This is a genomic window from Serratia sp. CY47444, assembly GCF_052168635.1.
In the GTDB taxonomy this organism is placed as follows: Bacteria; Pseudomonadota; Gammaproteobacteria; order Enterobacterales; family Enterobacteriaceae; genus Serratia; species Serratia bockelmannii.
This window is the reverse complement of record NZ_JBJNMH010000006.1, coordinates 93,279-116,597: the sequence shown is the minus strand read 5'-3', so window position 1 is coordinate 116,597 and position 23,319 is coordinate 93,279. Positions and strand designations below refer to the sequence as shown.

At 61.7% G+C, this 23,319-nt stretch carries 17 protein-coding genes; 13 read left to right on the top strand and 4 right to left on the bottom strand.

The annotated features are described in order from the left end of the window. Positions 1–86: 86 nt before the first annotated feature. Positions 87–2,018: a bifunctional 5-dehydro-2-deoxygluconokinase/5-dehydro-2-deoxyphosphogluconate aldolase gene (locus ACJ8IL_RS10950; protein ID WP_025304577.1), complete on the bottom strand. Its 1,932-nt coding sequence runs from the start codon at positions 2,016–2,018 to the stop codon at positions 87–89. A gap of 545 nt (positions 2,019–2,563) precedes the next feature. Here ACJ8IL_RS10950 and iolD point away from each other — a divergent pair. From iolD to iolE, 4 genes are read left to right on the top strand one after another with little or no spacing between them, the layout of a single operon-like run. After that, positions 2,564–4,504: a 3D-(3,5/4)-trihydroxycyclohexane-1,2-dione acylhydrolase (decyclizing) gene (gene iolD / locus ACJ8IL_RS10945; RefSeq protein WP_442516538.1), complete on the top strand. Its 1,941-nt coding sequence runs from the start codon at positions 2,564–2,566 to the stop codon at positions 4,502–4,504. 41 nt (positions 4,505–4,545) lie between these two features. Then, on the top strand, positions 4,546–5,568 hold the full coding sequence (locus ACJ8IL_RS10940) for a Gfo/Idh/MocA family protein (RefSeq protein ID WP_025304575.1): 1,023 nt from the start codon (positions 4,546–4,548) through the stop codon (positions 5,566–5,568). Positions 5,569–5,599: 31 nt separating this feature from the next. Then, positions 5,600–6,484 carry a sugar phosphate isomerase/epimerase family protein gene (locus ACJ8IL_RS10935; RefSeq protein ID WP_043138988.1) on the top strand — a complete coding sequence of 295 codons (885 nt, stop codon included), beginning with the start codon at positions 5,600–5,602 and terminating at the stop codon, positions 6,482–6,484. A 59-nt stretch (positions 6,485–6,543) separates the two neighbouring features. Beyond that, positions 6,544–7,440 carry a myo-inosose-2 dehydratase gene (gene iolE, locus ACJ8IL_RS10930; RefSeq protein ID WP_019455194.1) on the top strand — a complete coding sequence of 299 codons (897 nt, stop codon included), beginning with the start codon at positions 6,544–6,546 and terminating at the stop codon, positions 7,438–7,440. A 61-nt stretch (positions 7,441–7,501) separates the two neighbouring features. On the opposite strand, the gene ACJ8IL_RS10925 is transcribed toward iolE, so the two are convergent. Beyond that, complete coding sequence (locus ACJ8IL_RS10925; protein WP_148123804.1) at positions 7,502–8,683, bottom strand: P1 family peptidase; 1,182 nt, start codon at positions 8,681–8,683, stop codon at positions 7,502–7,504. Continuing rightward, positions 8,676–9,191 (bottom strand): GNAT family N-acetyltransferase, encoded by a 516-nt coding sequence (locus ACJ8IL_RS10920; RefSeq protein ID WP_060435150.1) that lies wholly within the window; start codon positions 9,189–9,191, stop codon positions 8,676–8,678. Before ACJ8IL_RS10920 ends, ACJ8IL_RS10925 begins: the two co-directional genes overlap by 8 nt. A gap of 389 nt (positions 9,192–9,580) precedes the next feature. Between ACJ8IL_RS10920 and ACJ8IL_RS10915 the strand changes: the two genes are divergently transcribed. The 4 genes from ACJ8IL_RS10915 (at position 9,581) to gntK (ending at position 13,852) form a co-directional block, all read left to right on the top strand. Then, positions 9,581–10,276, top strand: coding sequence for a pirin family protein (locus tag ACJ8IL_RS10915; RefSeq protein WP_004930835.1), 696 nt, complete (start codon positions 9,581–9,583; stop codon positions 10,274–10,276). 294 nt (positions 10,277–10,570) lie between these two features. Continuing rightward, complete coding sequence (gene gntR, locus ACJ8IL_RS10910) at positions 10,571–11,566, top strand: gluconate operon transcriptional repressor GntR (protein ID WP_025304569.1); 996 nt, start codon at positions 10,571–10,573, stop codon at positions 11,564–11,566. 340 nt (positions 11,567–11,906) lie between these two features. Next, on the top strand, positions 11,907–13,223 hold the full coding sequence (gene gntT, locus ACJ8IL_RS10905; protein ID WP_016930400.1) for a gluconate transporter: 1,317 nt from the start codon (positions 11,907–11,909) through the stop codon (positions 13,221–13,223). Positions 13,224–13,324: 101 nt separating this feature from the next. Then, positions 13,325–13,852, top strand: a complete 528-nt coding sequence (gene gntK / locus ACJ8IL_RS10900; protein WP_016930399.1) for a gluconokinase — start codon at positions 13,325–13,327, stop codon at positions 13,850–13,852. Between the two features lie 30 nt (positions 13,853–13,882). Here gntK and ACJ8IL_RS10895 read toward each other — a convergent pair whose 3' ends face one another. Continuing rightward, on the bottom strand, positions 13,883–14,476 hold the full coding sequence (locus ACJ8IL_RS10895) for a YhgN family NAAT transporter (protein WP_004930825.1): 594 nt from the start codon (positions 14,474–14,476) through the stop codon (positions 13,883–13,885). A gap of 193 nt (positions 14,477–14,669) precedes the next feature. On the opposite strand from ACJ8IL_RS10895, the gene asd reads away from it, so the two are divergent. From asd to glgA, 5 genes are all read left to right on the top strand, one after another. Continuing rightward, complete coding sequence (gene asd, locus ACJ8IL_RS10890; RefSeq protein ID WP_049205578.1) at positions 14,670–15,773, top strand: aspartate-semialdehyde dehydrogenase; 1,104 nt, start codon at positions 14,670–14,672, stop codon at positions 15,771–15,773. Between the two features lie 443 nt (positions 15,774–16,216). Then, positions 16,217–18,403: a 1,4-alpha-glucan branching enzyme gene (gene glgB / locus ACJ8IL_RS10885; protein ID WP_025304568.1), complete on the top strand. Its 2,187-nt coding sequence runs from the start codon at positions 16,217–16,219 to the stop codon at positions 18,401–18,403. Next, a complete protein-coding gene (gene glgX, locus ACJ8IL_RS10880) occupies positions 18,400–20,382 on the top strand; it encodes a glycogen debranching protein GlgX (RefSeq protein WP_442516537.1) in 1,983 nt (660 codons plus the stop codon). Before glgB ends, glgX begins: the two co-directional genes overlap by 4 nt. Before the next feature lie 15 nt (positions 20,383–20,397). Further along, complete coding sequence (gene glgC, locus ACJ8IL_RS10875; protein ID WP_025304566.1) at positions 20,398–21,675, top strand: glucose-1-phosphate adenylyltransferase; 1,278 nt, start codon at positions 20,398–20,400, stop codon at positions 21,673–21,675. Between the two features lie 135 nt (positions 21,676–21,810). Then, complete coding sequence (gene glgA, locus ACJ8IL_RS10870) at positions 21,811–23,241, top strand: glycogen synthase GlgA (RefSeq protein ID WP_193402984.1); 1,431 nt, start codon at positions 21,811–21,813, stop codon at positions 23,239–23,241. Positions 23,242–23,319: the final 78 nt, after the last annotated feature.

The window sequence follows — 23,319 nt, the reverse complement described above, 5'->3', positions numbered from 1 at the left end:
CATTGCGCGACTTCACAGAAAATGGGCAAAAAAATCCCCTTAAAGCGGCGAAATGGCCTTAAGGGGACGTGAACCTGCTCTCGCTGTCAGTGCGTGCCGCCCGCCTGTGGACGGTACTGGCGCCAGAAACCGATCAGCGTCAGGTATTTTTGTTTCACCTGCTCGATCAGGGCCGCGTCGTCGATTTCCCCCTGCAGCCAGCGGCGCGAAGGTTGGCCGAAAATAGTGCGGCCGACGGCGAAACCTTTCACCCAGCGCGCATCTGCGGCGGCGGCAAAGCCCGCCTTCAGCACCGCCTCTGGGGAATCGAGCCCCAGGATCAGCACGCCGCGGCAGTCGGGATCGTAGGCGTCGATCAGCGCGCCGACCTGCTGCCAGTTTTCCGCGCTCAGCGGCGGCAGTTTCCACCAGTCCGGCTGAATGCCCAACCGGTAGAAGTGTTCAATCATCTCCAGGTAATAGCGCTCGTCCTTGTCGGCGTTGCCGTCCGGCAGGATCACTTCCAGCAGCAGCTCATGGCCGGATTTGCAGCAGCCGCGGTAGACGTCGGCGATCAGCTCATCCTGTTCGCGGCGCAGTTCTGCCGCGTCGTGCGGATGATAAAACACCAGGCACTTCACCACGTGCTCCTGCGGCCAGTCGATCAATTGCGAACCGATGTTGCCGTGCTCCAGGCGCAGCGGGCGCGAGCTGGGCAGCTCCACCGGCCGGCCAATCCACCATCCCTGACCGGTGATTTCGTTCAGCGCCGCCTGCCCGTAGGTGGTGTCGGCCAGAATGCCGCTGTTGCCGTTGAGGCCGGCCTGCGCGGCAGCCTGTTGCGCCGCCGTTAACAGCAGGGTTTTCAGGCGCGGAATGCGTTCCTCGCTGACGCCGGCTTCGCGCGCCATGTCCGCCAGCTGCTTGCGGTGATCGAAGGCGAATACGCACAATTCCGGCCACTGTTGCTTGCGGGTGGTGACCCGGTGCAGGTGATTCAGGCGTGCGTCGCGGTCCGGGCGCGTGACCTGTTGTTCACGCTGCAGATAGTCATCCAGCTCCCGTTTGGTCGGCATGGCCGGGGCGCAGCCGTGACGCGAGACCACCAATGCGCCGCAGGCGTTGGCGTAGCGGCAGGCCTGATCCCAGCCCTCATCGTTCAGGTAGCCGCGCAGCAGGCCGGACATAAAGGCGTCGCCGGCTCCCAGCACGTTCAGCACCTCCACTCGCACACCAGCGTGCAGCTTCACCTGTTCCCAGTCGTCGGCGATGTCATCTTCGAACACCGAACAGCCCTGCGCGCCGCGCTTGCACACCAGCGTGGCCGCCGTGGCCCGGCGCACGTTTTTCAGCGCCGTCAGCGTGTCGGTGCTGCCGCCGGCGATATGAAATTCCTCTTCGGTGCCGACGATCAGATCGAAATGGTGCAGCACCTCTTGCAGCTCGCGCGTGACCTGATCCGATTCCACAAAGCGGGTTTCGCCGTCGCCCAGCGACGTCAGCCCCCACAGCACCGGGCGGTAATCGATGTCCAGCGCGGTGCGCAGGCCGTGGCGGCGCGCGTATTCCAGCGCCTTCAGTACCGCGGCGCGGGTGTTCGGGTGCGACAGGTGCGTGCCGGTGATGGCCAGCGCGCGCGCGGAAGCGATGTAGGCCTCGTCGATGTCGTCCGGCGTCAGCGCCATGTCCGCGCAGTTTTCGCGGTAGAAGATCAGCGGGAAGGTTTCCTGATCCTTGATGCCGAGGATCACCAGGCCGGTTAACCGACGTTTGTCGGTGATCAGACAGCGGGTATCGGCCCCGACGCGCTGCAGCTCTTCGCGCAGAAAGCGGCCCATGTGCTCGTCGCCGACGCGCGCCAACATGCCGGATTTTAACCCCTGAATGGCGGTGCCGTAGGCCACGTTGCCGGAAGAGCCGCCGAGGTACTTGGCGAATGTGCCGGCGTCTTCCAGCCGCGCGCCGATCTGCTGAGCATAGAAATCGACGGCGATGCGCCCGAGACAAATGACATCAAGCTGTTTTTCTTGTGTAGCCATACCCGTTTCCTTCTGTTTAAGCAAAACCCCGGCGGTGGCCCGAGCGTGGCGCCCTGCAGGAAGCATGTGGTCAGTATGGGGAATGAAAATTTCAATTTCAATATAGAATGAAATTTACACCCCGAAAATGTGATGCATTTAAAACATCGGCAGGGGAACGGGAAAAGCCGATGAAGCGGCCATAAGACGGCGACCGGGCGCGCGCAGAAAAAGGGATTAGATCAGGATAAAAGGCTGTCAGCCCGTGTGGTAACGGCTTCAATCGGCCAGTGCGCGGCGCGCAGCCCGTGAAGGCTGAATCACGAGATGAAACGGGCTTTTCATGCAATATGCGATCTTTATCGCAAAATGAAATGTTTCTTCTGTAATGTGATTTTATGAAAAATATATTTGTTTATAATCGCTTCACGTTTCAGGTTGTCGACTTCGTGAGCAGCGGGCATCGCCTGCTCAAGATAATAGCTGCCGCCGCGTAATACAAACACGGGATTGTCGGCTCGGCGCGAGTCCTTTCCGGGGCGGCCCTCAATCTAAAGGGTGAGTAAATGGGCAAGATCAGGCTAACCATGGCGCAGGCGCTCGTCAGATTTCTCGATAACCAGTATCTGCTGGCCGACGGGGTGGAAACCAAATTCGTCGCGGGCATTTTCGCGATTTTCGGCCACGGCAACGTGCTGGGGCTGGGGCAAGCGCTGGAACAGGATAGCGGCGATCTGCGGGTGCATCAGGGCCGCAATGAGCAGGGGATGGCCCACGCGGCGATCGGCTTCGCCAAACAGAAGCTGCGCCGGCAGATCTACGCCTGCACTTCATCGGTCGGCCCCGGCGCCGCCAATATGATCACCGCCGCCGCCACCGCCACCGCCAACCGCATACCTTTATTGCTGCTGCCGGGCGACGTTTACGCTTCCCGCCAGCCGGACCCGGTGCTGCAGCAAATCGAACAGTCTTACGATCTCAGCATCAGCACCAACGACGCGTTCCGCGCGGTGAGCAAATACTGGGACCGCATCGTGCGGCCGGAACAGCTGATGAGTGCCTGCATCAACGCGATGCGCGTGCTGACCGATCCGGCGGATACCGGCGCGGTGACGCTGTGTCTGCCGCAGGACGTGCAGGGGGAAGCCTACGACTATCCCGACTATTTCTTCCAAAAACGCGTGCACCGGCTCGATCGCCGCCCGGCGACCGATGGCATGTTGGCGGACGCCTTGGCGCTGCTGACGGCCAAACGCAAACCGTTGCTGGTGTGCGGCGGCGGCGTGAAGTACTCGCAGGCCGGGCGGGCGCTGCGCGAATTCGCCGAGCGCTTCGGCATTCCGTTCGCCGAAACCCAGGCCGGCAAAGGCGCGGTGCCGAGCGATCATGAATTCAACCTCGGCGGCATCGGCGAAACCGGCTGCCTGGCGGCCAACACGCTGGCCCGTCAGGCCGATCTGGTGATTGGCGTCGGCACCCGTTACACCGATTTCACCACCTCGTCCAAATGGCTGTTTCAACACCCGGACGTCAGCTTCCTCAATATCAACGTCAGCGCCTTCGACGCCGGCAAGCTCGACGGCGTGCAGGTGCTGGCGGACGCCCGCGAGGCCCTGAGCGAACTGGGCGCGCTGCTGACGCAGACCGAGTACCGCGCCGGCTGGGGCGACGCCATCGCCGCGGCGCGCGCTGCCCAGCATGAAGAGACCGAGCGGGTTTACGCGGTGGAATACAGCGGCGCAGGCTTTGTGCCGGAGATCGACGATCACCTCGATCGCGAGCGGGTGTTCGCCGAATTTATCGCTCAGACCGACTCGGCGATGACGCAAAGCCGGGTGCTGGGGGTGCTGAACCGCGAGCTCCCGCCGGACAGCGTGATCGTGGCCGCCGCTGGCAGCCTGCCGGGCGATCTGCAGCGGGTGTGGCACAACCGCGGCGAGCACGGTTATCACGTGGAATACGGCTACTCCTGCATGGGGTACGAGGTGAACGCCGCATTGGGGGTCAAGCTGGCCGAGCCGCAGCGTGAGGTGTACGCGATGGTGGGCGATGGCGCCTTCATGATGCTGCATTCCGAACTGGTCACCTCGATTCAGGAAGGTTGCAAGATCAACGTGGTGCTGTTCGACAACATGACCAACGGCTGCATCAACAACCTGCAGATGGAACACGGCATGGACAGCTACACCACCGAATTCCGCTTCCGCAATCCAGAGGGCGGCAAGCTCGACGGCAAACTGGTGCCGGTCGATTTCGCCATGCTGGCGGCGGCTTACGGCTGTAAAACCTATCGCGTCACCACCGAGCAGCAGCTGCTCGATGCGCTGGCCGACTCCCGCAGGCAGACCGTGTCCACGCTGCTGGACATCAAGGTGCTGCCGAAGACCATGGTGCACAAGTATCTCAGCTGGTGGCGCGTGGGCGGCGCTCAGGTGGCCGACAGCGAGAAAATCGTCGCAGTGGCGCGCAAGCTGCAGGAAAACATCGATAAGGCGCGCGATTACTGATTCGTTTTCGAACACAACACACTTTCCAGAGGGTAGCGAAAATGACATTGAACATTGGGGTTATCGGCACCGGCGCCATCGGCCGCGATCATATCCGTCGCTGCAGCAAAGTTTTGCAGGGCGCCCGCGTCGTGGCGGTGAACGACATCAATCGCGACAACGCCGCCAAGGTGGTGAGCGATCTGCAGCTGGATGCGCGGGTGTATGACAACGGCCACGATCTTATCAAGGCCGCCGACGTGCAGGCGGTGCTGGTCACCTCCTGGGGGCCAAGCCACGAAGAATTCGTGCTTGCGGCCATCGCCGCCGGCAAACCGGTGTTCTGCGAGAAGCCGCTGGCGGTGACCGCGCAGGGCTGCAAGAACATCGTCGATGCCGAAGCGAAGCACGGCAAGCGGCTGGTGCAGGTCGGCTTTATGCGCCCCTATGACCAGGGCTATCGCGCGCTGAAACAGGTGCTGACCAGCGGCCAGATCGGCGAACCGCTGATGTTGCACTGCGCGCACCGCAACCCGACGGTTGGCGAGGCTTACACCACCGATATGGCGATCACCGACACCCTGATCCACGAAATCGACGTGTTGCGCTGGCTGCTCGACGACGACTATGTGTCGGTGCAGGTGGTGTTCCCACGCAAGAGCCCGAAGGCGTTCCCGCATCTGAAAGATCCGCAGATTGTGTTGTTCGAAACCGCCAAAGGCACGCGCATCGACGTCGAAATTTTCGTCAACTGCCAGTACGGCTACGACATTCAGTGTGAAGTGGTGGGGGAAACCGGCATTGCCAAACTGCCGGAGCCGTCCTCGGTGCAGATGCGCAGCGGCGCCCGCCTGTCGACCGAAATCCTGACCGACTGGAAGGATCGCTTTATCGACGCCTATGACGTCGAGCTGCAGGGGTTCATCAACGACGTGGCCGCGGGCCAGCTGACCGGGCCTTCCGCCTGGGACGGCTACGCCGCCGCGGTGACCGCCGACGCCTGTGTGGCGGCCCAGCTCAGCGGTGAGATCGTACCGGTGACCCTGCCGGCGCGCCCGGCGTTTTACAACAAGCCATCGGCTTGAACCCCGTACCCATGATTGCAGAGGAGTGACCATGAAGATCGCTTTTGATGTCGACGTTATCCGGGATTTGGGCGTGACCAAAATGGTTCAGCAGGTGGCGGACTGGGGCTATAAATACATCGAGCAGTCGCCGCACCCGCAGATCAACCCGTTTTACAAGCATCCGAAGGCCAGCCGCGAAATCATGGCGGAGTATAAAAACGCCCTGAAAGCGACCGGCGTGGAGATCTCCTCATTTATCGTGGTGTATCGCTGGTCCGGGCCGGGCGAAGATCGCCGCCAGGCGGCAGTCAAAAACTGGCGACGGATGATCGAGATCGCGGTGGAAATGGGCGTGCAGGTGATCAACACCGAACTGGCCGGCAACCCCAACGAGCCGGAGATCTGCGAGGAGCTGTGGTATCGCTCGATGGAGGAGCTGCTGCCGATCGTTGAGCGTGAAGGTATCCGTATGGAGATCCAGTCGCACCCGTGGGACTTCTGCGAGCTGAGTAACGAAACCGCCGATCTGGTGAAATCGCTGCGCAGCGACCACGTCAAATACCTCTACAGCGTGCCGCACACCTTCTACTACGACAAGGGGCAGGGCGATGTGGCCGGCATGTTGCAGTACGCCGGGGACGATCTTTCCCACGTGCTGATTGCCGACACCATGAATCACACCAAGCATTGCCGTTATATCGTCAATCCGCCGGGCGTTGACGCCGCGGTGCATCAGCACGTCGGCATCGGCGAAGGTGAGGTGAATTTCGACGCCCTGTTCCAGACGCTGCGCGACATGGAATTTGCCAACCGCAGCTTCAAGGCCGGCGGCGAATCGATCATCTGCACCTCGCTGTTCGGCTATCCGGAAAAGATGCCGAGCCAGGCGGTGGCGACCAGAGAGCGCATCGAAAGAGAGCTGTTGGGCAAATAATCTTATTTGGCTCGCCTGCGTCATTTGCACCGGCGGCCCTCCAAGGACCGAGGCAGACCATGAATAAAGACAACGTGAAATTGGCCATCGCGCCAATTGGCTGGACCAACGACGACATGCCCGATCTGGGCAAGGAAAACACCTTCCAGCAGTGCGTCAGCGAAATGGCGCTGGCCGGTTTCACCGGCAGCGAAGTGGGCAGCAAATACCCGCGCGATCCGGCGGTGCTGAAACCGATGCTGGATATTCGTGGCATCCAGATCTGCAACGCCTGGTTCAGCACCTTTTTCGCCGACGGCCAAAAAGACAAAACCATCGATGAATTTATCAACCACATGAATTTCCTGCATGCCATGGGCGCCAGGGTGATTGGCTGCTCCGAGCAGAGCAAGAGCATTCAGGGCACCACCAAAGGCGTGTTCGAAGAGAAGCCGTATTTCAGCGATGAAGAGTGGCAGCGCGTGGCCGACGGTTACAACGAGCTGGCGAAGATCGCCGCCGGCAAAGGCATGCAGGTGTGTCTGCACCACCACATGGGTACTGGCATTCAGACTACCGCCGAAATCGATCGCTACATGAGCATGGTCAACGACGACGTTTACCTGTTGTTCGATACCGGGCACGCCTACTATTCGGAAGGCAGCCAGCAGGCGATGATGGCGATCCTGGAGAAGTATCTGCCGCGCATCAACCACGTCCATCTGAAGGACGTGCGCGATGAGGTGGTGGCGGAAGTGAAGGCCAACAAGCTGAGCTTCCTCGATGGCGTGAAGAAGGGCACCTTCACCGTGCCGGGTGATGGCGTGATCGACTTCAGGCCGGTGTTCAAGCTGCTGGACGAGCGCGGTTACAAGGGATGGATGGTGGTGGAGGCCGAGCAGGATCCGGCGCTGGCCAACCCGTTCGAGTATGCGGTGAAAGCGCGCCGCTATATTCGGGAAACCGCCGGTATTTAAGCGGTAAGGGTGAATAAAGATCGAGGGGCGCTGCCAGCGCCCCTTTTTTGATGGCGGCGCGTTAGCCGCCGAGCGTTTGCCAGGTTGCGACCTGGCTGCCTGGCCATGGTGTAGCGGCATGCACGCCACGGGCGATCGCCCGAGCGAGGGTATCCGCCGCCAGCGCGCCGATTTGCAGCACCGCCAGTTCGCGGCTGCCCTGTACCTCGCGCTGCCCAGTGGACAGGGCGAACACCACGTCGCCGTCAAACGGGCTGTGCAGCGGGCGAATAGCGCGCGCCATACCGTCTTGCGCCATGATGGCCACCCGTTTCAACTCCACTCGCGTCAGCGCCAGGTCGGTGGCGATGCAGGCCAGGGTGGTGTTCTTTCTGCCGCCCTGCGGCTCTTGCACCATCCCGTCTTCACCCTGCGCATGCAGTTGCGCCAGCGCCGCCGCGCCGCCGTTGCCAAATTCACCGTTAATTTCATAAGGCGTCGCCCAGAAGGCGCGGGTGCCGGGTGCGACCACCGCACCCAAACTGTTGACCGCCACCAGCGCGCCGACGGTAGCGCCGTTGGTGGCCACGATCGACGCCGAACCGAGGCCGCCTTTCAGCTTGCCCATGCCGGTCATGGCGCCGTAGCCGGCCCCGACGGTGCCCAGCGGAAAATCCAGGCCGGCTTTGCCGACCGCCTCGATGCCCAACTGGCGATACGGCGGCGTGAGCTGCCAGTTTTTGTCGCCGCCGTTGGCCAGATCGTACAGGCAGGCGGTGGGCACGATAGGGGAGACCGGCACGCCGGGGGCCGGGCGCAGCGCGTAGCCTCGGCCCTGTTGCCCCAGCCAGGCCGCGACGCCGTCCGCCGCCGCCAGGCCGTAAACCGAGCCGCCGCTGAACGTCAGCGCATCGACGGTCTGTACCAAATTGTCCTCACCCAGCGCGTCGGTTTCCCGTGTGGCGGGGCCGCCGCCGCGCACGTCCACGGCGGCAATCGCCGGGCTGTCCGGCAGGATAACCGTCGCGCCGGTGCGCACCCGGCTGTCCTGCGCCACGCCGACCTTCAGGCCCGGCACATCGGTAATCAGGTTGCGAGCGCCTGGGCGCCCGGCGGCGGGAGTTGGCATAGCGGCACCTAATGGGGTGAGAGGAGAGAATATGCCGACGGCGGCGGTCAGGCCGGCCAGCGCGTGTAAAAAGGTTCGGCGGTTGATGTTAAGGGGCCGGCGTAGCGGCCCCTGCGGGGGGATGAGATCACGCATCTGCGCGTGGCTGCCCGGAGCGCAGACGCGCCATATGGTAGGCGTCGACCAGCACGCCGTCGCGCATGGCATAGCCGCGGCTGGTGCCCTCTATCTCGAAGCCGAATTTGCGGTATAGCGCGATGGCCGCCGGGTTGTCGGTGAACACCGTCAGTTCGATGCGCTCAATGGCCGCCCAGTTGTCACACAGGTCGATCATCGCCTGCATCAGGCGGCTGCCGACGCCTTTGCCGTGGTAGCGCGGATCGACGCCGATGCCGAAGGTGGCGACGTGGCGGCGGCGAACGCGCTGATTCAGCATCACAACCAACTGGCCGGCAAGCTGCCCGTCGATGATGGCCGCCAGGTTATGCGTGCCCGGTTCGGGATTGGCGAGTCGCTTCTGCCAGGACTCGACGGACGGTAGCGGGAGCTGCAGCGTATCGCGGTAGACGGGCGTCTGCGAATAAAGATGATGCAGGGCTTGCGCATCCGTTGTTTCCACGTGGCGTATCACGATCTCGCTCATGTCGCTGCTCCTTTTGCTTACCGGTTGAATAACCTCTGAATTTATCCGTTTACTGCCTTGAGTCAATATTATTTCAACGGGTCAAAAAAAACGCTTTACAGGTGCGAATGATAATGATTATTATTGCGATGCGTTCCGGGGAGGGCATCAACCCTTGATACTCTCGCTGCGAAGGCACGACATTGCTCACATTGCTTCCAGTGTTTACTTAGCCAGCTCGGGTGCTGGCTTTTTTTTTGCCCTTTTTCAGCCGTTTCCGCCTTCAACAAATCCGCTGCCCATCCGCTGTTTCATTCCATCGAAATTTTTGAACAGAGGCATGAGTTTTTTACGCTTTCTTATTCTGCTGGCAGGACTAGACTGTAAAAAAACATTGAGGAGAGTTGAATATGATTTATGTACGTAAAGCGGAAGACCGCGGCCACGCCAATCATGGCTGGCTGGATAGCTGGCACACCTTCTCATTTGCCGATTACTACGATCCGAACTTTATGGGATTCTCGGCGCTGCGGGTGATCAACGAAGATGTGATCGATGCAGGGCAGGGTTTCGGTACTCACCCGCATAAAGACATGGAAATCCTGACCTACGTGCTGAGCGGCACGGTGGAACATCAGGACAGCATGGGCAACAAGGAGCAGATCCAGGCCGGTGAATTCCAGATCATGAGTGCGGGCACCGGGGTGCGTCATTCTGAGTACAACGCCAATCAGGATCGTCCATTGCACCTGTACCAGATTTGGATCATCCCGGATCAGGTCGGGCTTGAGCCACGCTATGAGCAGCGCATGTTCGACGCGCCGCAGGGCCGTCAGCTGGTGCTGTCGCCGGATGCGCGTGACGGCTCGCTGAAGGTGTTCCAGGATATGACGCTGTCGCGTTGGGCGCTGAATAAAGGCGAGCAGGGGGAATGCCCGATCGCCGCCGGCCGTCGCGTTTGGATCCAGGTGGTGCGCGGCAAGGTCTCGGTCAACGGCCAGACCGCCGGCATCAGCGACGCGTTCGCGGTGTGGGATGAATCGGCGCTGACGATCCAGGCCGACGAAGAGAGCGAAATCCTGCTGTTCGATCTGCCGCCGGTGTGATTAAGCGGTAAATATCAAGGGCTCACGGTGTGAGCCCTTGAGGTGAGTGACTCGCCTGCCGACGTTGCCTGACTTAACGCCGGCAAAACATATAAAAACAAGGAAAATCAATTTATTGATTTTCGGCTGATCGTCACAAAGGGGGAGAAACCACGCTTTTTCCCCCTTTGTCTGCGTATGAAGGGCTCACAATGTGAGCCCTTTTTGCGTTGGCCGTCGCATAACCGACAATATCGGCCCGCCGTTTTTTTTGCTAAAATGACTGCCCATTCACGGTTAGTCAGTTCATTGATAATGAAGAAAAAACGGCCGGTACTCCAGGATGTGGCGGACAAGGTGGGCGTGACCAAGATGACGGTGAGCCGTTATCTGCGCAATCCCGACCAGGTTTCCGTCGCCCTGCAGCAAAAAATCGCCGTCGCGCTGGATGAGCTGGGCTACATCCCCAACCGCGCGCCGGACATCCTCTCCAACGCCACCAGCCGGGCGATTGGCGTGCTGTTGCCGTCGTTGACCAACCAGGTGTTCGCCGAAGTGCTGCGCGGCATCGAAAGCGTGACCGACGCGCACAACTACCAGACCATGCTGGCGCACTATGGCTACCTGCCGGAGCGTGAAGAAGAGCGTCTGACCTCGCTGCTGTCTTACAATATCGACGGCCTGATCCTGTCTGAGCGCCATCACACGCCGCGCACCCTGAAAATGATCGAGGTGGCGGGCATTCCGGTGGTGGAGCTGATGGACTGCGTCTCGCCGTGCATCGATCTGGCGGTGGGCTTCAACAACTTCGAGGCGGCGCGCCAGATGACCCAGCAGATCATCGCGCACGGCCACCGTCACGTGGTCTATTTCGGCGCCCGTCAGGATGAACGTACCATCATCAAGCAGCAGGGGTATGAGCAGGCGATGCGTGAATCCGGCCTGGAGCCGTACAGCATCATGACCGCGCGATCTTCCTCCTATTCCGCCGGCGGTGAACTGCTGCGCGTGGCGCAGCGCGACTATCCGCAGATCGACAGTATCTTCTGCACCAACGATGACCTGGCGATCGGCGCGGCCTTCGAGTGCCAGCGGCAGGGGCTGTCGATCCCGCAGGACATGGCGATCGCCGGCTTCCACGGCCATGACATCGGCCAGGTGATGGTGCCGAAGCTGGCCAGCGTGCTGACGCCGCGTGAACGCATGGGGCAGATCGGCGCCGAGCGCTTGCTGGCCCGACTGCGCGGTGAAACGGTATGCCCACGCATGGTGGACGTCGGTTTCACCGTGATCCCCGGTGGCAGTATCTGAGCCATTTTAACGTTCTGTTTTAACACCCTTTCTTTTTGCAGCGCGCCCTGAGGCGCGCTGGTTATCCCGCCTGTAAGCCCGCCGCTCGTTGCCGACATAAGTTTGATCTCTGTCCCAGAACGCGAATTTTAGCCGCTTACCCGGTTCCGGCGCTCATGTTGTTACCGGTATCATGATACCGGTAACAACGAGTGTGCGGTCATCTTGCTGCAAGACTGAACCTCTGACTCAACAACACCTACAGCTCTTCTTAAACACCGGGAAAGAGCCTAAAAATAAAACAACCGCACGCTTTACGCCTATCGTAAAGAGAGTCGCGATAAAAGGTTGGAGAAAAACTATGCCATTAGTGATTGTTGCAGGCGGCGTAGCGCTGCTGCTGCTGCTGATGATCCGCTTCAAGCTGAACGGCTTTATCTCTCTGGTTCTGGTTGCCCTGGCGGTCGGGATTGCACAGGGTATGCCGGTCGATAAGGTCATCGGCTCCATCAAGGCCGGCGTGGGCGGTACGCTGGGCAGCCTGGCGCTGATCATGGGCTTCGGCGCCATGCTCGGCAAGCTGCTGGCGGACTGCGGCGGCGCACAGCGCATCGCCACCACGCTGATCGACAAGTTCGGCAGAAAACATATTCAATGGGCGGTGGTGCTGACCGGCTTCACCGTCGGCTTCGCGCTGTTCTACGAAGTGGGCTTCGTGCTGTTGCTGCCGCTGGTGTTCACCATCGCCGCCTCCGCACGCATTCCGCTGCTGTACGTCGGCGTGCCGATGGCCGCCGCGCTGTCGGTGACCCACGGCTTCCTGCCACCGCACCCAGGCCCGACCGCCATCGCCACCATCTTCCATGCCGACATGGGTAAAACCCTGTTGTACGGCACGCTGCTGGCGATCCCGACGGTGATCCTGGCCGGCCCGGTCTATGCCCGCTTCCTGAAAGGCATCGACAAGCCGGTGCCGGAAGGCCTGTACAACCCGAAAACCTTTACCGACGCGGAGATGCCGAGCTTTGGCGTCAGCGTCGCCACGTCGCTGGTGCCGGTGATCTTGATGGCGCTGCGCGCGGTGGCTGAAATGGTGCTGCCGAAGGGCCACAGCCTGCTGCGCTTCGCCGAGTTCTTCGGCGATCCGGTGATGGCGACCCTGATCGCCGTCCTGATCGCCATCTTCACCTTCGGCCTGAACCGCGGCCGCACCATGGATGAAGTGATGGGCACCATCACCGACTCGATTAAAATCATCGCGATGATGCTGTTGATCATCGGCGGTGGCGGCGCCTTTAAACAGGTGCTGGTGGACAGCGGCGTCGAGCAGTACATCGCCGGCCTGATGGAGGGCAGCAACGTTTCGCCGATTCTGATGGCCTGGTCAATCGCCGCCGCGCTGCGTCTGGCGCTGGGTTCCGCCACCGTGGCGGCAATCACCGCCGGCGGCATCGTCGCGCCGCTGATCGCCACCACCGGCGTCAGCCCTGAGCTGATGGTGATTGCGGTCGGCTCCGGCAGCGTCATCTTCTCGCACGTCAACGATCCGGGCTTCTGGCTGTTCAAGGAGTATTTCAACCTGAGCATCATGGAAACCATCAAATCCTGGTCGGTGCTGGAAACCATCATCTCGGTGTGCGGCCTGGTGGGCTGTCTGCTGCTGGCGACGGTCGTATAATCTTTATCCGGCGCCCTGCGGGGCGTCGGCGTTCCAGAGTATCTTTATCAGTTGGGACGCATTTGGCGCGCTTGCGCCAGTTCCCATAGGGGCATGACACAATGAGCAATCCGCAGAATCACGTATTTATCCTGATGGGCGTATCCGGCAGCGGCAAATCCGCCGTAGCCAGCACTGTCGCCCACGAGGCCGAGGCCGCCATGCTGGACGGCGATTATCTGCATCCGCGCGCCAACATCAACAAAATGGCTGCCGGGCACGCGCTGGACGACAACGATCGCGCCCCGTGGCTGGCGGCCTTGAACGACGCCATCTTCGCCATGCAACGCACCAATCCCGTGTCGCTGCTGGTCTGCTCGGCGTTGAAAAAAAGCTATCGTGACCGCCTGCGCGAAGGGAATAGCAACCTGCATTTCCTCTACCTGAAAGGCGACAAGGCGGTGATCGAGGAGCGCCTGAAGCAGCGCAAAGGTCACTTCTTCAAACCGCAGATGCTGGTTTCGCAGTTCGCCACGTTGGAAGAGCCGGGCGAGCAGGAGCCGGATGTGCAAGCGATTGACATCAACCAGCCGCTGGACGGCGTGGTCGCCGATACGCTCGCCTATATTCGCCGCGTTACCGCCCGCTGAGCGCGGGCCGTTGTCGGCGCCGCCAGGCGCCTACAGCTTCATGTAAGCCCGCACGCCGTCCAGGAACATCTGGGTCGACAGCATCACCAGAATCAGCCCCATCAACCGCTCCAGCGCGCTGACGCCTTTGCTGCCCAGCAGGCGCAGGAACAGGTTCGACATCAGCAAAATGGCCGCAGAGAGACCCCAGGCGATCAACAGCGCTGCCACCAGATGGGGCAGCTGATGCGGATACTGGTGCGACAGCAGCATCAGCGCCGCCAGAATCGATGGCCCGGCCACCAGCGGGATCGCCAGCGGCACCAGGAACGGCTCCTCGCCGGCGGACAGCCCGGAGCTGTTCCCCTCCTGCGTGGGGAAAATCATCTTGATGGCGATCAGAAACAGAATGATGCCGCCGGAAATGGAGACGGTTTCGGTACGCAGGTTGAGGAACGCCAGAATTTTCTCGCCGGCGAACAGGAAGATCAGCATCAGCAGCAGGGCGATCAGCAGCTCGCGGATCAGCACCACCCGGCGGCGGCGCGGTTCCAGGTGCTTGAGCACCGACATGAAAATCGGCAGGTTGCCCAGCGGATCCATAATTAAAAACAGCAATACCGTAGCGGAAATCATCTCTGTCATGGTGACCTCGTGATCGGGAAAACGCCTCGGCCTTTTCGGCCGCGTCCTTGCCTATAAGAAGGATTGCTGAGAAATCCTCAGCCATCGAATAAATTCACTTTGCGCCCGCGCCGACATTTTGTAAGGTGAGGAGATATTGCACACAACTCGTTATCACCTACATAAGCCCTTATCCGGGCGGGATACAGATATTATGAAAAACGTTGGTTTCATCGGTTGGCGCGGAATGGTCGGCTCGGTTCTCATGCAACGCATGACGGAAGAGCGCGATTTCGACGCCATTCGCCCGGTCTTTTTCTCCACCTCGCAGCACGGTTCTGCCGCGCCGGCCTTCGGCGGCCAGCAAGGCACGCTGCAGGATGCGTATGACATCGACGCACTGAGCGCGCTCGATATCATTATTACCTGTCAGGGCGGCGATTATACCAACGAAGTCTATCCTAAGCTGCGCGCCAGCGGTTGGCAGGGTTACTGGATCGACGCGGCCTCGTCGCTGCGCATGCAGGACGACGCCATTATCATCCTGGATCCGGTCAACCACGCGGTGATCCAGCAGGGCCTGGACAAAGGCATCAAAACCTTCGTCGGCGGCAACTGCACCGTCAGCCTGATGCTGATGTCCCTCGGCGGCCTGTTCGCCAACGATCTGGTGGAGTGGGCGTCGGTCGCCACCTACCAGGCGGCCTCCGGCGGCGGCGCGCGCCACATGCGCGAACTGTTGACCCAAATGGGTATGCTGCACGCCGACGTGGCGAAAGAGCTACAGGACCCGGCTTCCGCCATTCTGGATATCGAGCGCAAGGTGACCGAAGCCACCCGCAGCGGCAAACTGCCGACCGATAACTTCGGCGTGCCGCTGGCCGGCAGCCTGATCCCATGGATCGACAAGCAGCTCGACAACGGCCAGAGCCGTGAAGAGTGGAAAGGCCAGGCGGAAACCAACAAGATTCTGAATACCGGCAGCGTGATCCCGGTCGATGGCCTGTGCGTGCGCGTCGGCGCGCTGCGCTGCCACAGCCAGGCGTTCACCCTGAAGCTGAAAAAAGACGTGTCGCTGCCAGACATCGAGCAGATGCTGGCGACGCACAACGACTGGGTGCGCGTGATCCCGAACGACCGCGAGCTGACCATGCGCGAACTGACGCCGGCGGCGGTGACCGGCACGCTGAATACGCCGGTCGGCCGTCTGCGCAAGCTGAACATGGGGCCGGAGTACCTGTCGGCGTTCACCGTGGGCGACCAGCTGCTGTGGGGTGCGGCCGAGCCGCTGCGCCGCATGCTGCGCATCCTGTTGTAAACCCGCACTTCCTGGGGGCTGGCTGATTTCAGCCCCCTAAAGCCTTATTTTCCGCCTTTTTGTTCGCCGCGCACCGCGTCGGACAACGTCACCGCAAGCCTCGTTTCACTGGGCTCCACCCCGCATATCGCCTCGTCGGCCGCCGCATTCAGACGCCGCCGGGCTGGCAGTTTTCTTAATGAAGAATTTTCCTGAGCAATGCTGAGCAGTTTTTAACAGACATTGGCTATGCTTAACGCATGGGTGAACACTTTTTCACCATGACTGAAATATTTCAAAAAATAAGCATAAAGAGCGAAATTCAGGTCGGCAGAGTAAAGATTGGTCAATAACCGACCGCAATCACGCTTTAGAGTCCGAATGCATTGCATGATGACCAAAACGGCCAAGGAATAACCAACAAGCCGTGCTTAGATCATGCTGTTAATCTAAGGAAGAAGACTATGCCTGTACTTCCCGATCGTGACGTGATTGATCAGATCATCTCCGGCCATTACGCCGACCCTTTTGCTCTGCTTGGCATGCATGCGACCGATAACGGTCTGCAGGTGCGCGCGCTGCTGCCGGACGCCGGCGCAGTCTGGCTGGTAGAACAGCAAACCGGCCGGCGGCTGGTGCAGCTGAACTGCGACGATCCGCGCGGTTTCTTCAGCGCCGTGGTGCCGCGGCGAAAAAATCCTTTCCGCTATCAGCTGCAGGTCAGCTGGCGCGATCACCAACAGACTGTCGACGATCCCTACCGGTTTGGCCCGCTGCTGCAGGATATCGACAGTTGGCTATTGGCCGAGGGCACGCATTTGCGTCCCTATGAACGGCTGGGCGCCCACCTCGTTACGCTGGATGGCATCGACGGCGTCAGTTTTGCGGTCTGGGCGCCCAACGCCCAGCGCGTCTCGGTGGTGGGGGAGTTCAACTTCTGGGACGGCCGCCGCCATCCGATGCGTCTGCGGCGTGAGAACGGCATTTGGGAGCTGTTCCTGCCCGGCGTGCGGGCCGGCCAGCTGTACAAATATGAAATCGTCGATTGCTACGGCAATACCCAGCTGAAAGCCGATCCTTACGCCTTTGAGGCGCAGATGCGCCCGGATACCGCCTCGCTGGTGGCGCCGCTGCCGGAGGGGGTGCCGTCGACGCCGGCGCGCCGCCGCGCCAACGATTTTGACCAGCCGATCGCCATCTACGAGGTGCATCTTGGCTCATGGCGCCGCCACACCGATAATCACTTCTGGCTTAGCTATGGCGAGCTGGCGGTGCAGCTTATCGACTATGTGAAGGACATGGGATTCACCCATATCGAGCTGTTGCCGATCAACGAGCACCCGTTCGACGGCAGCTGGGGCTATCAGCCGCTGGGGCTGTATGCGCCGACCCGTCGCTTCGGCACGCCGGCCGATTTCAGGGCGTTCGTGGCGGCGGCGCATGAGGCGGGCATCAACGTGATCCTTGACTGGGTGCCGGGGCACTTCCCGAGCGACGCCTACGGCCTGGCGAATTTCGACGGCACCGCGCTGTACGAATACGCCGATCCGCGTGAGGGCTACCACCAGGACTGGAATACGCTGATCTACAACTACGGCCGTCACGAGGTGCGCAACTACCTGGCGGGCAACGCGCTGTATTGGCTGGAGCGTTTCGGTATCGATGCGCTGCGAGTCGATGCGGTGGCGTCGATGATTTATCGCGACTACAGCCGCGCCGACGGCGAGTGGGTGCCGAATTACTACGGTGGCAACGAGAACCTGGAGGCCATCGCCTTCCTGCGTTATACCAACCAAACTATTGGCCAGGCGCAGCCGGGCGCGGTGACGCTGGCGGAGGAGTCCACCGACTATCCCGGCGTCACTCTGCCGCCGGACGCCAACGGCCTGGGGTTCCACTACAAATGGAACCTCGGCTGGATGCACGACACGCTCAATTACATGAAGTGCGATCCGGTGCACCGCAAATATCACCACAACCAGATGACCTTCGGCATGCTGTATGCCTATACCGAGAACTTCGTGTTACCTATCTCGCACGATGAAGTGGTGCACGGCAAAAAATCGGTCCTCGACCGCATGCCGGGCGACGCCTGGCAAAAGTTCGCCAACCTGCGCGCCTATTACGGGTTTATGTGGGCGCATCCGGGCAAAAAGCTGCTGTTTATGGGCTGCGAATTCGCGCAGGGGCGCGAGTGGAATTTCGATACCAGCCTCGACTGGCATTTATTGGAAGGGTTGGATAACTGGCATAACGGCGTGCAGCGGCTGGTGCGCGATCTGAACCACTGCTACCGGCAGCAGGCGCCGCTGTACGAGCGCGACTACCGGCCGGACGGCTTCGAGTGGCTGGTGGTCGACGATCACGATAACTCGGTGTTCGCCTTCGCGCGCTACGATTCGCAGGGCAATGAGCTGATCGCCATCAGCAACTTTACCCCGGTGCCGCGCTACCGCTACCGCATCGGCCTCTCGCGCGCCGGTGACTACCGCGAGATCCTCAATACCGATTCGCACCACTATCACGGCAGCAACGCCGGCAATCAGGGGCGGGTCTCTTCTGAAGCGGTCGGCAGCCACGGCCGCGACTTTTCCATCTGCGTGACGCTGCCGCCGCTGGCGACCATTTATCTGCTGCGGGAGGCGCCATGACGGAGCTGACAGCCGGCCTCGCTGCGCCGCTGGGCGCGCATTACGACGGCGAAGGCATCAACTTTACCCTGTACTCGGCGCACGCCGAGCGGGTGGAGCTGTGCCTGTTCGACGGCCAGCAGCGCGAAGTGCGCCTGCCGCTGCCGGCGCGCAGCGGCGATATCTGGCATGGCTATTTGCCGGGCGGAAGGCCGGGGCAACGTTACGGTTACCGGGTCTACGGCCCGTTTGACCCGGCGAACGGACAGCGTTTCAACCCCAACAAACTGGCGCTCGATCCAGCCGCGCGCGCGGTGGAAGGGCCGGTGGGGGACCACCCGCACCTGCACGGCGGTTACGAGCAGCCGGACCCGCACGACAGCGCAGAGCTAATGCCGAAATGTGTGGTGGTGGACGAACGGTATGACTGGCAGGACGATCGCCCGCCTGCCACGCCCTGGGGCCAGACGGTGATTTATGAAGCGCACGTGCGCGGCCTGACGCTGCTGCACCCGAAGATCCCGCCGGCGCTGCGCGGCAGCTTCGCCGCATTGGGGCACCCGGCGATGATCGCCCACTTCAAACGCCTCGGCATCACCGCGCTGGAACTGCTGCCGGTGCAGCAACATACCTCCGAACCGCGCCTGCAGCGGTTGGGGCTGATCAACTATTGGGGCTATAACGTGCTGGCGCCCTATGCGCCGGACAACCGCTACGCCAGCCTGAGCACCGATGCCACGCCGCTGAACGAATTCCGCGATGCGGTCAAGGCGCTGCACCAAGCCGGCATCGAGGTGATCCTGGACGTGGTGTTTAACCACAGCGCCGAGCTGGATAGGGACGGGCCGATGCTGTCGCTGAGCGGCATCGATAACCTGAGCTACTACTGGCTGACGCCCGAAGGGGACTATGTCAACGACACCGGCTGCGGCAACACGCTGCGGTTGGATCAACCGCAAGGCGTGGCCTGGGTGATGGATTGCCTGCGTTTTTGGGTGCGGGAGTGCCACGTCGACGGCTTCCGTTTCGATCTGGGCAGCGTGCTCGGCCGCACGCCGGAGTTCGATCGCGATGCCCCGCTGTTCCAGGCGATGCTGGCGGACGATGTGCTGTCGCGCTGCAAGCTCATCGCTGAACCCTGGGACGTTGGCCCCGGCGGCTATCAGGTGGGGGCGTTTCCCGGCCGCTTCGGCGAATGGAACGACCATTACCGCGATGACATGCGCCGTTTCTGGCTGCAGAGCGGCGTGTCGCTCGGCCAGTTCGCCCGGCGTTTTGCCGCTTCCAGCGATCTGTATAACCAGCGCGGGCGAGCGCCTTACGCCACCGTCAATATGCTGACCGCCCATGATGGTTTTACCCTGCAAGACGTGGTCAGCTTCAATGAGAAACACAATCAGCCCAACGGCGAGGGCAACCGCGACGGCAGCGATCGCAATTTCAGCAACAACCACGGCGTCGAAGGCCTGGTGGCCGACGACGCCATTGTGCAACGCCGCAGGGCCAGCCAGCGGGCGATGCTCGGTACGCTGTTGCTGTCCCAGGGAACGCCGATGCTGCTGGCCGGCGATGAACAGGGACACAGCCAGCAGGGGAACAACAACGCCTATTGTCAGGACAACGCCACCACCTGGCTCGACTGGGCCACGGCGGACGACGCGCTGACCGATTACGTCGCGGCGCTGATCGCGCTGCGCCGCCAGATCCCCGCGTTGCAACAGGACCGCTGGTGGCAGCAGGACGACGGCAGCGTGCAGTGGCTGAACGCGCAAGGGCAGGCGCTCGACGCGCAGCAGTGGGAACAGGGCGAGCTGCGCATGCAGATCCTGCTGTCGCAGCGCTGGCTGCTGCTGGTCAACGCCACGCCGCAAGCGGTGGAGATGAGGTTGCCGGAAGGCGATTGGCAGATTGTCGCCCCGTTCACTCAGGAAGACTCACGGGCGGTATTGCCCGCCTGGCACCAGGCCGCGCGCTCGCTTTGCGTACTGGTACGGAAATAATAAAAGGAGTCCGCTATGGTTAGGTTTGAAAATAAAGACCCCCTGATGTTGGCGCGCCAGCTGCCGATTAAATCCGTAGCGCTGATCCTGGCCGGCGGCCGCGGCTCGCGCCTGAAAGATTTGACCTCCACCCGCGCCAAGCCCGCCGTCCACTTTGGCGGCAAGTTCCGCATCATCGATTTCGCCCTGTCGAACTGCCTGAACTCCGGCATCCGCCGCATCGGCGTGATCACCCAATACCAGTCGCACACGCTGGTGCAGCACATTCAGCGCGGCTGGTCGTTCCTCAACGAGGAGATGAATGAGTTCGTCGATCTGCTGCCGGCCCAGCAGCGCCTCAGCACCGAGCATTGGTACAAGGGCACCGCCGACGCGGTGTACCAGAACCTGGATATCATCCGCCGCTACGAGGCCGAATACGTGGTGATCCTGGCGGGCGATCACATCTACAAGATGGATTATTCGCGCATGCTGATCGACCACGTCGAGAAGGGCGCTCAGTGCACTGTGGCTTGCCTGCCGGTGCCGCGCAGCGAGGCCGGTGAATTCGGCGTGATGAAGGTGGATGAAAGCGATCGCATCATCGAGTTTCTGGAAAAACCCACCGATCCGCCGGCGATGCCGGGCAACCCGGATATGTCGCTGGCCAGCATGGGCATCTATATTTTTAATGCCGCCTACCTGTTCCAGCTATTGGAGGAGGATATGTCGACCCCCGGCTCCAGCCACGACTTCGGCAAGGATCTGATCCCGAAAATCACCGCGCAGCAGGCGGCGTGGGCACATCCGTTTACCTTATCCTGCGTGACGTCCAACCCCGACTTGCCGCCTTACTGGCGCGACGTGGGCACGCTGGACGCCTACTGGCGCGCCAACCTCGATCTGGCGTCGGTAACGCCGGAGCTGGATATGTACGACCGCGCCTGGCCGATCCGCACCCACATGGAGCCGCTGCCGCCGGCCAAGTTCGTGCAGGATCGCTCCGGCAGCCACGGCATGACCATGAACTCGCTGGTGTCCGGTGGCTGTATCGTCTCGGGCTCGGTGGTGGTGCATTCGGTGCTGTTCCCGCGCGTGCGAGTGAACTCGTTTTGCACCATCGACTCTACCGTATTGTTGCCGGACGTGAACGTCGGCCGTTCCTGCCGCCTGCGGCGCTGCATCATCGACCGCGCCTGCCATATTCCGGAGGGCATGGTGATCGGGGAAAACGCCGATGAGGACAGCAAGCGTTTCTATCGCTCGGAAGGCGGCATCGTGCTGGTGACGCGCGAAATGTTGTCAAAATTGTGAGTTAACGTGGGCGGCAGAACGATAGCCTGCCGCCCGATGAACGGTTCGATGGCTTGCGCAACGCGGCACACATAACAGCGGCAAGCCTGCTTTATTTCTTATCTAGAGGCCTTCGGCCGACTTTCAGGAGTGATAATGCAGGTCTTACACGTATGTTCTGAAATGTTCCCCCTGCTGAAAACGGGCGGACTCGCAGACGTGGTTGGCGCACTGCCGGCGGCGCAAATCGCCGAAGGCGCCGATGTTCGGGTGCTATTGCCCGCTTTCCCTGACGTACGCAACGGCATTCCGGACACCGTGCTGGTGGCGGAAATCGATTCGTTCGCCGGCCGGGTGGGCCTGCGTTACGGCACCTATCATGGCGTGGGCATTTACCTGATCGATGCGCCCTGGCTGTATGACCGGCCGGGCAGCCCGTACCACGATCAGTCCATGTACGCCTACCCCGACAACCACCGGCGCTTTGCGCTGCTGGGCTGGATGGCCTGCGAGCTGGCCAAGGGGCTGGATCGCTACTGGCGCCCGCAGCTGGTGCACGCCCACGACTGGCACGCCGGTCTCAGCTGCGCCTATCTGGCCGCCAACGGCCACCCGGCGCGTTCGGTGTTCACGGTGCACAACCTGGCCTACCAGGGGCTGTTCTCCGCCCATCACGTGACCGAGCTGTGGCTGCCGGCGTCGTTTTACAGCGTCTATGGCCTGGAGTTCTACGGCCAGATGTCGTTCCTCAAGGCCGGGTTGTTTTATGCCGACCACGTGACCGCCGTCAGCCCGACCTATGCGCGCGAGATCACCCGGCCGGAGTTCGGCTACGGCATGGAGGGGCTGCTGCAGGAGCGGCAGCGGCAGGGCAGGCTGAGCGGCATCCTCAACGGCGTGGACGACAAGATTTGGGATCCGGCCCACGACCCGCGGCTGAGCGCCCGCTATGACGCCGACGATCTGAAAAGCAAGGTCAAAAACAAGCTGCATCTGCAAAAGGCCATGGGGCTGAAGGTGGACGAATCGCTGCCGGTGTTCGCGGTGGTGAGCCGATTGACCAGCCAGAAAGGCCTCGATCTGGTGCTGCAGGCGTTGCCCGAATTGCTGGCGCAGGGCGGGCAGTTGGCGCTGCTGGGCGCCGGCGACGCGGTGCTGCAGCAGGCGTTTCTGGCCGCCGCCGCCGACTACCCTGAGCAGGTCGGCGTGCAGATCGGTTATCACGAATCCTTCTCCCACCGCATCATCGGCGGCGCCGACGTCATTCTGGTGCCGAGCCGCTTCGAGCCCTGCGGCCTGACGCAGCTCTACGGCCTGAAATACGGCACGCTGCCGCTGGTGCGCCGTACCGGCGGGCTGGCGGACACGGTGGTGGACTGCGCCCTAGAGAACCTGGCCGACGGCACCGCCAGCGGATTTGTGTTCGACGATTGCGACGCCGTCGCGCTGGGCAACGCCATCCGCCGCGCCATGGTGCTGTGGAGCCGGCCGAAACACTGGCGCCACGTTCAGCGTCACGCCATGAGCGTGGACTTCGGCTGGCCGGTGGCGGCGAAAGAGTATTTATCGCTTTATCAACGCTTGTAGCCCGCGTTTCGCGTCTCGGGTTGACGCACGGCGGGCAGCCGTAAGGGTAGATTGTCGGGGCGCGGCGTACCGCGTCCA

What these genes read in the sequence shown, in the direction of transcription:
- ACJ8IL_RS10920 (WP_060435150.1), bottom strand. Translation starts at nt 9,191, where the DNA reads ATGAGCGAGATCGTGATACGCCACGTGGAAACAACGGATGCGCAAGCC.
- ACJ8IL_RS10935 (WP_043138988.1), top strand. Translation starts at nt 5,600, where the DNA reads ATGAAGATCGCTTTTGATGTCGACGTTATCCGGGATTTGGGCGTGACC.
- ACJ8IL_RS10915 (WP_004930835.1), top strand. Translation starts at nt 9,581, where the DNA reads ATGATTTATGTACGTAAAGCGGAAGACCGCGGCCACGCCAATCATGGC.
- gntK (WP_016930399.1), top strand. Translation starts at nt 13,325, where the DNA reads ATGAGCAATCCGCAGAATCACGTATTTATCCTGATGGGCGTATCCGGC.
- ACJ8IL_RS10925 (WP_148123804.1), bottom strand. Translation starts at nt 8,683, where the DNA reads ATGCGTGATCTCATCCCCCCGCAGGGGCCGCTACGCCGGCCCCTTAAC.
- iolE (WP_019455194.1), top strand. Translation starts at nt 6,544, where the DNA reads ATGAATAAAGACAACGTGAAATTGGCCATCGCGCCAATTGGCTGGACC.
- asd (WP_049205578.1), top strand. Translation starts at nt 14,670, where the DNA reads ATGAAAAACGTTGGTTTCATCGGTTGGCGCGGAATGGTCGGCTCGGTT.
- iolD (WP_442516538.1), top strand. Translation starts at nt 2,564, where the DNA reads ATGGGCAAGATCAGGCTAACCATGGCGCAGGCGCTCGTCAGATTTCTC.
- gntT (WP_016930400.1), top strand. Translation starts at nt 11,907, where the DNA reads ATGCCATTAGTGATTGTTGCAGGCGGCGTAGCGCTGCTGCTGCTGCTG.
- ACJ8IL_RS10940 (WP_025304575.1), top strand. Translation starts at nt 4,546, where the DNA reads ATGACATTGAACATTGGGGTTATCGGCACCGGCGCCATCGGCCGCGAT.
- glgX (WP_442516537.1), top strand. Translation starts at nt 18,400, where the DNA reads ATGACGGAGCTGACAGCCGGCCTCGCTGCGCCGCTGGGCGCGCATTAC.
- ACJ8IL_RS10895 (WP_004930825.1), bottom strand. Translation starts at nt 14,476, where the DNA reads ATGACAGAGATGATTTCCGCTACGGTATTGCTGTTTTTAATTATGGAT.
- glgC (WP_025304566.1), top strand. Translation starts at nt 20,398, where the DNA reads ATGGTTAGGTTTGAAAATAAAGACCCCCTGATGTTGGCGCGCCAGCTG.
- ACJ8IL_RS10950 (WP_025304577.1), bottom strand. Translation starts at nt 2,018, where the DNA reads ATGGCTACACAAGAAAAACAGCTTGATGTCATTTGTCTCGGGCGCATC.
- glgB (WP_025304568.1), top strand. Translation starts at nt 16,217, where the DNA reads ATGCCTGTACTTCCCGATCGTGACGTGATTGATCAGATCATCTCCGGC.
- glgA (WP_193402984.1), top strand. Translation starts at nt 21,811, where the DNA reads ATGCAGGTCTTACACGTATGTTCTGAAATGTTCCCCCTGCTGAAAACG.
- gntR (WP_025304569.1), top strand. Translation starts at nt 10,571, where the DNA reads ATGAAGAAAAAACGGCCGGTACTCCAGGATGTGGCGGACAAGGTGGGC.